Origin of the sequence: Granulicatella sp. 20925_1_45 (assembly GCF_041433555.1) — a bacterium.
Lineage (GTDB): Bacteria > Bacillota > Bacilli > Lactobacillales > Aerococcaceae > Granulicatella.
The window spans coordinates 22,474-29,012 of the sequence record NZ_JAPWBR010000024.1 but is presented as its reverse complement, the minus strand read 5'-3'; the positions used below and the strand labels follow the sequence as shown (position 1 = coordinate 29,012).

The following is a 6,539-nucleotide window of genomic DNA, read 5'->3' as shown; positions in this document are numbered from 1 at the left end:
AAAGACGAGTTCATAAGAACTCGTCATATAATTTAATTATTTTCCTGTCTACTTGACAGGGTGCACTTCACGTAACTTATATGTTACATTTAGGTCAAAGGGAGGTAATAGGTATGGGTAAGAAATTTAGGGTTGATAAAAAGAAAGTGGATCGTTTAGAAACGCTTGAATATGACGAGATGATTAGATTGGCGGCAGTCTACAAAATCTTAGAAGATGAAGGTGTGACACCGGAGATAATCGAAAAATGGGGATTCTATTATAAAGGAAGACAGTGTTTAAAAATACCTGTATCAAGAACTAAAGAAGGGGTGGATGGCAGTGACTTCTTATTTAACACGAGAGTTTATGAAGTTATCATCGATTTATCCTAGTTTCGAAGAAGACTTACTTCGAGAAGTGTCTCTTCAAAAAGTAGCTTTGAGGACGATTCGATTGCGGGTCAATCATCAATTGACACAGGAAGAATTTGCAACGAAGTTAGATGTAAAGAGAGCCTATTTAGCGAGATTAGAAGCAGGACATCATAATCCAACCATTATGACTCTTGTGGAATTAGCTCGGCTAAACGGATATGAGATTGAGATAAAGTTGAAAGAGAAGACATTTTAGTAATTTTCTTCAATAAATCTGAAATCTAGTTTTACAAGATTCTTAAATACAAAATACCTAAAACTCAAAATTCATATAAGTGAATTTTGAGTTTTTTTCTTTATGTAAGAAGTAGGCCCTTATCTTCTTTTTTTGCGCTAAAAGTGGTAGAATGGGTGAAAAGCCTTGAAGGAGGAATTTTATGACAAAGAATTTTAAAGGTTACTCTTTAATTGAAAAAAGAGACTTGCCAGATATTCGTTCTGTCGGTTATTTGTACAAACATGATAAGACTGGCGCAGAGGTCTTATACCTTGAAAACGAAGATGATAATAAGGCGTTCAATATTGCGTTCCGTACGCCGCCGTATAATGATAACGGGATTGCGCATATTATCGAGCACTCTGTGTTAAATGGTTCGAAGAAATATCCATCCAAAGAGCCATTCGTAGAGTTATTAAAAGGTTCATTGAATACGTTCTTAAATGCGATGACTTACTCTGATAAGACGGTTTATCCGGTATCGTCTCGTAACCAAAAAGACTTCAACAACTTGATGTCTGTGTACTTAGATGCAGTATTCTATCCAAACTTCAAGCAGGATCCACAAATCTTGATGCAAGAAGGATGGCACTATCACTTAGAAAATGCCGATGATGAATTGATTTATAAAGGCGTAGTGTACAACGAAATGCGTGGGGCGTTCTCTCAAGCGGACTCTGAATTATACCGTCTGTTTGAACCAACGTTATTCCCAGATACCGTCTATAAACATATTTCTGGAGGAATGCCAGCTGCGATTCCTTCGTTAACGCAAGAAGAGTTCGTGGCGTTCCATGATAAGTACTATCACCCAAGCAATGCGCGTGTGACGCTTTACGGAAACTTAGACTTAGACACTGCGTTTGCGCAATTGACAGAGTACTTCGATGCGTTTGAGGCAAAAGACTACGAATTCGAGTCTGTCGAACAAACACCTTTCGGCGAGCGTCATGAATTAGAAGCGAAATTCTCAATTTCTAAAGACGAGCCTACTGAAAGCAAATCGCTCTTAGCGTACATTTGGGCGGCTGGTAAGGGGACAAACTCTGAAGAACTCATCGCGCTTGGCGTATTAGATGAACTCCTTCTTGGCTCTAACACGGCTCCAATTAAGAAAGCTCTCTTGAAATCAGGCCTAGGTTCTGATGTTTCTGGTGGATTTGGTGCAGCAACCTATTCACCAATCTTTGAAATTGTCTTAAAAGATACAAACCCAGAAGCCAAAGAACAATTTGTTTCTATCATCGAAAACGAGTTGAAACGTTTAGTCGCTGAAGGCATTCCGCAAAAAGCGATTCAAGCAGCCCTCAATAAAGCAGCGTTCCGTTATAAAGAATTAACAGCGCTGGAAGGAGCTACTCCTAAAGGAATCTTGTATTCTCTAAACTCACTTACAAGCTGGTTATACGGCGGGGATGTCTTCGCAACGTTCGAATACCAACGTGTGTTAGATAAGATGCAAGAAGAAATGGCAAACGGCTATTTCGAACGTTTAATCCAAACAACATTACTAGACAATACGCATGCAGCGGTTATCACTTTAGCTCCAGAACCTGGACTCGGCGACCGCAAAGATGAAGCGTTGAAAGAAGAGTTAGCGGCTTATAAAGCTTCACTATCTGACGAAGAAGTGGCAGCTTTAGTTGAACAAACGCAACAACTTCTAGAACGTCAAACGACTCCAGATAAGGAAGAAGATTTGGCGAAATTACCAAAACTCTCAATTGAAGATATCGACCGCGAAGTAAAACCTTTACCATTAACAGTGGAAGAGGCAGAAGGCAAACCAACCTTCTTACACTATGAAGACTTCACAGCCGGCATTTCTTACGTGAAATATTACTTTGATTTATCAGGCGTGAAGACAGAAGACATTCCAGTCGTAGCCTTCTTAATAGAAGTACTAGGGGAAGTTGGAACCGAAAACTTCACAGACGAAGCCCTCAGCACAGAAATCGACTTCTACACAGGTGGCATCGGCACAAACGCGACCGTGATTACGGAATCAGTAGCGGACAACATCTACTATCCTAAATTCACCGTGAGCGGTAAGGCCTTGTCTGAATACCAACCACAACTCTTAAGCTTGATTGAAGAAATCGTTCACCGTTCAAACTTAGACGATGTTGAGAAAATTAAAGAGCTCTTACTCAATGTGAAAGCAGACTTAGAGATGAACTTCAACTATGGGTCACACGTGGCGGCCCTTCGTCGTTTAGAATCTTACTACTACGAAGGCGCGAAATACTTACAATCGCTTGAAGGAATCGACTACTACGACTTTATTTGCGATGTGGTGGCTGGTTTTGACGAAAACCCTCAAGCCTTTATCGACCGCTTGAAAGCTGTGTTAGAAACGATTTTAACAACAGACCAACTAGTGGCAACCTTTGTCGGAAGCAAAGTTGACTTCGACCACTTCAAACAAGTATCCGAGGACTTCTTCAAGCATCTTGGGACTCACAAAGTTGAAAAACAAGTCTTCACGAATCCTGTGGAAGTGTTAAACGAAGGGTTCAAGACAGCCCAAGAAATCAACTATGTCGCAAAAGGATATAACCAAACGCTTCTTGGTGTTCCAGTGAACGGTATGAACTTATTCTTGAAATCCGTTCTAGGACTTGATTACTTATGGAATACAGTTCGTGTTCAAGGTGGGGCATACGGAGGTATGAGTGTGATTACCGATAAAGGGGACGTCGCAGGTCTTTCTTACCGCGACCCAAATATCGTTGAAACGCTTGAACGTTATGATGGACAAGTAGAGTACTTAGAAAACTTCAACTTGTCAGAGGCGGAGTTTGAAAAGAACTTGATTGGTACATTCAGCACGATTGACCGTCCACTTTCAGCCGCTCAAAAAGGGGCAGTCGCCTTCACGCGTTACTTCACTCATTTGACGCAAGAGAAAGTGCAACAGTTCCGCGATGAAATCTTAGCGGCAACGCCTGAAAAGGTACGCGCATACGCTCCAACGATGAAAGCTATCATGGACCAAAACGCGTTTGTCGTTATCGGAAATGATACGAAGATTGAAAATCATAAAGAACTCTTCAAAAACATCCGTAACTTAACAAAATAAAAGCACTCAAAAAATCCCAAGGTTCACAACAGTGAATCTTGGGATTTATTTTTTGTAGTTTATTTATGTGGCATGACGTTTTCTTCTTGTTTCATCCACATTGGAATACTTGTCATCACTAGTAAGAATAGAAATGCACTTTGTACCCAAAGGATGGCCACGTCGAAGATACCGTGAACGAAGAGTACAACGATAAACGAAACGTAGAGTCCAACGATTGGACGTTTCTTTGGATCGCGACTCATTTCTAAAAGCATGCGTACCGGTTTAAGGGTAGAAATCGCAAGAAGCAATGTTCCGATAATCCCGTAGCTTGAAATGGTATCGATATATAAACTGTGCGCGTGTTCGTGGTAGCGAGCGCCGATTCTTGCAAAGCTATGCAAGTAGGTCAGAGGCCCTTCCCCAAACCATGGATTTTGTTTAAAGAGAACCATGCCGGCATTCCAAATTGAAACGCGTTCTTCCATGGAAGAGTCGAGCGTTCCCATCCGAACTCCGATGTCATTTGAGAAGAGGAACATGAGTCCAACTCCAAATGCGGCGATGCTGAGCCAGAATGCTTTCGAGCTACGAATCGTTGTGAAGAGGTAAATAATCGCTCCACAGATAATCGCTGGAAAAGCAGTTCGGTTTTGCGTGAAGCTGAGGCCGAATAGGTTAATCCCAATCGCGACAGCGCCGATGAACTTCCAGAACCAACTCTTCGTGATGCTGAGTAAGTAAAAGCCAATCATAATACAGAAGCAACAAATAATTCCGTAGTAGTTCGGATTAAAGAACGTTACTTCCGCACGGTTTTGGTGCCATACTTGCATCCGTGGTGAGAGGAAGGTGTAGTTAAATTTATGAACGATTTCATAGTGTTCTAAGAACGCAAATCCCGCGGCGAAAATGCTGAGGAGTAAGACTGTCTGTAGAACGATATGGAAAAAGTCCGGTGTCAATCGTCTTTGATAGTATTTAAAGAATATCGCATACATCACGAATCCAACCGAGATGACAGCGCCGATATAGTTGCCAGCCACCATCGATACGATAAAGCTAAATCCGATAAACGCCAGTAAGAACGGGTGCTGCGCTAAGTCTTTGAAGACTTGTTTTAATTTTCCCGTAAAGGCGAGAAGGATGATATATAAGACGAACAATGTTAGAAATAGATAAAACGGAAGGAAGCTACTGATAATGAGTAAGTACAGCGCTAAGTCCTGATTCGAGAATCGTTTTATCTTTTCGATTATCGTTAGTAATTTCATAATGTTCCTTTCAGGTAGTGTTTCTACCAATCATCTAATGAAATAGATATCAGCTTATTTTACCACTAAATGATGATTTAGGGCAAATGGCAACACATCGGGCGTCGTTCTTTGAAACTTTCTGAGAACAGGCGTACAATAATAGTAGAATTTCAGAAAGAAGGAATGAACATGAAATTAGTATTTGTTCGACATGGAGAAAGTGAATGGAACGCCCTCAATTTATTTACCGGTTGGAGCGATGTGGAGTTAACTCCTAAAGGGGTAGAAGAAGCGCATCACGCAGGGGAAATGCTACACTCATTAGGCATTCAATTCGATCATGTGTATTTATCAGTATTAAAAAGAGCTATCCACACAGGACATATCGTCTTGTCTGAATTAAATCAAGACTATTTACCAGAAACAAAGAGCTGGCGATTAAACGAACGCCACTATGGAGCCTTACAAGGACTCAATAAACAAGAAACACGCGAAAAATATGGCGACGAACAAGTGTTGCTTTGGAGACGTTCATACGATGTGATGCCTCCACTACTTAGCGAGGAAGAAGCAGCCAAACAAGCCAGCGACCCACGCTACAAACATCTACAAGTGAAGGACCTTCCTCAAGGGGAAACATTGAAAACAACATTGGACCGCGTGCTTCCAATTTGGCAAGATGAAATTGCGGTGGATTTACTCGACGGTAAGAACGTGCTCGTTGTAGCGCACGGAAACTCTCTACGTAGTTTAGTGAAATACTTGCTCAACTTAAGCGAAGACGAAATCTTAAAATTTGAAATCCCAACTGCAACACCGCTTGTATTTGACCTCGATGAAAACTTACAAGTGAAAGAATATCATTTTGAAAAATAAAGACGATTATGTTGAACAATAAGGAGAATGCGAATGAAGTGGGAGAAGAAACACAGCTTAGAAGAGAAAGTTGAATGGCGAGGCCTCGCTGAGAGTGAGATGGAGCCGTTCAAAGCTTATGTAAATGAAAAGACGCCAGGGGTTTGCGGAACGTATGCGGCTGCTTGCTTAACCGTCCTCGTGGCGAAACGCGAAGGCGTCGTGACTCAATCGATGGACGAGCTTTTAAAAGGCATGGAAGCCTCAATTGAATACGCACTGCCATATCGCGGAACTTTCTATTGGGATGTCCAACGCGGACTCAATAATGAGTGGAAGAAATACGGTTATAAGACACACTTTAATTTATTTAGTGAAAAGGTCGTGCCCGGACTCCTTGAAGACGGTGTACCTGTTGTCGTAGGAACAACAGCCGCTCTTGGTAGCCCGTATAAGAATCATTGGCTCGTCGTGTACCAATACGCCTTCGATTCAACCGGTAAACTCTGGTACAAGGCATACGATAACCACGGCTCAATCACAACAGTTATCCCAGCCGTCCAAACACTCTGCGCCCTCTGGATTGAAAAGCTCTAGTCTCAGCACCTTAAGAACCAACTAGACAGCACCCAGCTTACAGAATGAAAAGCAGAATGAATGTTTCAGCACAGTAGTAAGGAGCGAAGAGTCTATTATTTGTCACATCGTTCTATCAGAGTATTTTTAACTTA

Annotated in this window: 6 protein-coding genes; 5 read left to right on the top strand and 1 reads right to left on the bottom strand. The window is 41.6% G+C overall.

Annotation, left to right across the window (positions count from 1 at the left end):
- Window positions 1-113: 113 nt before the first annotated feature.
- The 3 genes from O3798_RS07830 to O3798_RS07820 all read left to right on the top strand — a co-directional run bounded on the left by O3798_RS07830 (window position 114) and on the right by O3798_RS07820 (window position 3,715).
- The gene (locus tag O3798_RS07830; protein WP_371464176.1) at window positions 114-374 is read left to right on the top strand and encodes a tryptophan synthase alpha chain; all 261 of its coding nucleotides are present in this window, start codon (window positions 114-116) and stop codon (window positions 372-374) included.
- The gene (locus O3798_RS07825; protein ID WP_371464175.1) at window positions 316-612 is read left to right on the top strand and encodes a helix-turn-helix transcriptional regulator; all 297 of its coding nucleotides are present in this window, start codon (window positions 316-318) and stop codon (window positions 610-612) included. The genes O3798_RS07830 and O3798_RS07825 overlap by 59 nt, the downstream gene beginning before the upstream one ends.
- A 181-nt stretch (window positions 613-793) precedes the next feature.
- Window positions 794-3,715: an insulinase family protein gene (locus O3798_RS07820; protein WP_371464174.1), complete on the top strand. Its 2,922-nt coding sequence runs from the start codon at window positions 794-796 to the stop codon at window positions 3,713-3,715.
- Window positions 3,716-3,774: 59 nt separating this feature from the next.
- Here O3798_RS07820 and O3798_RS07815 read toward each other — a convergent pair whose 3' ends face one another.
- Window positions 3,775-4,971 carry an O-antigen ligase family protein gene (locus O3798_RS07815; RefSeq protein WP_371464173.1) on the bottom strand — a complete coding sequence of 399 codons (1,197 nt, stop codon included), beginning with the start codon at window positions 4,969-4,971 and terminating at the stop codon, window positions 3,775-3,777.
- Between the two features lie 171 nt (window positions 4,972-5,142).
- Here O3798_RS07815 and gpmA point away from each other — a divergent pair, with 171 nt between their 5' ends.
- Both gpmA and O3798_RS07805 read left to right on the top strand, forming a co-directional pair.
- Complete coding sequence (gene gpmA, locus O3798_RS07810) at window positions 5,143-5,829, top strand: 2,3-diphosphoglycerate-dependent phosphoglycerate mutase (protein ID WP_371464172.1); 687 nt, start codon at window positions 5,143-5,145, stop codon at window positions 5,827-5,829.
- 33 nt (window positions 5,830-5,862) lie between these two features.
- Window positions 5,863-6,405, top strand: a complete 543-nt coding sequence (locus O3798_RS07805; protein WP_371464171.1) for a dihydrolipoamide dehydrogenase — start codon at window positions 5,863-5,865, stop codon at window positions 6,403-6,405.
- Window positions 6,406-6,539 lie beyond the last annotated feature (134 nt).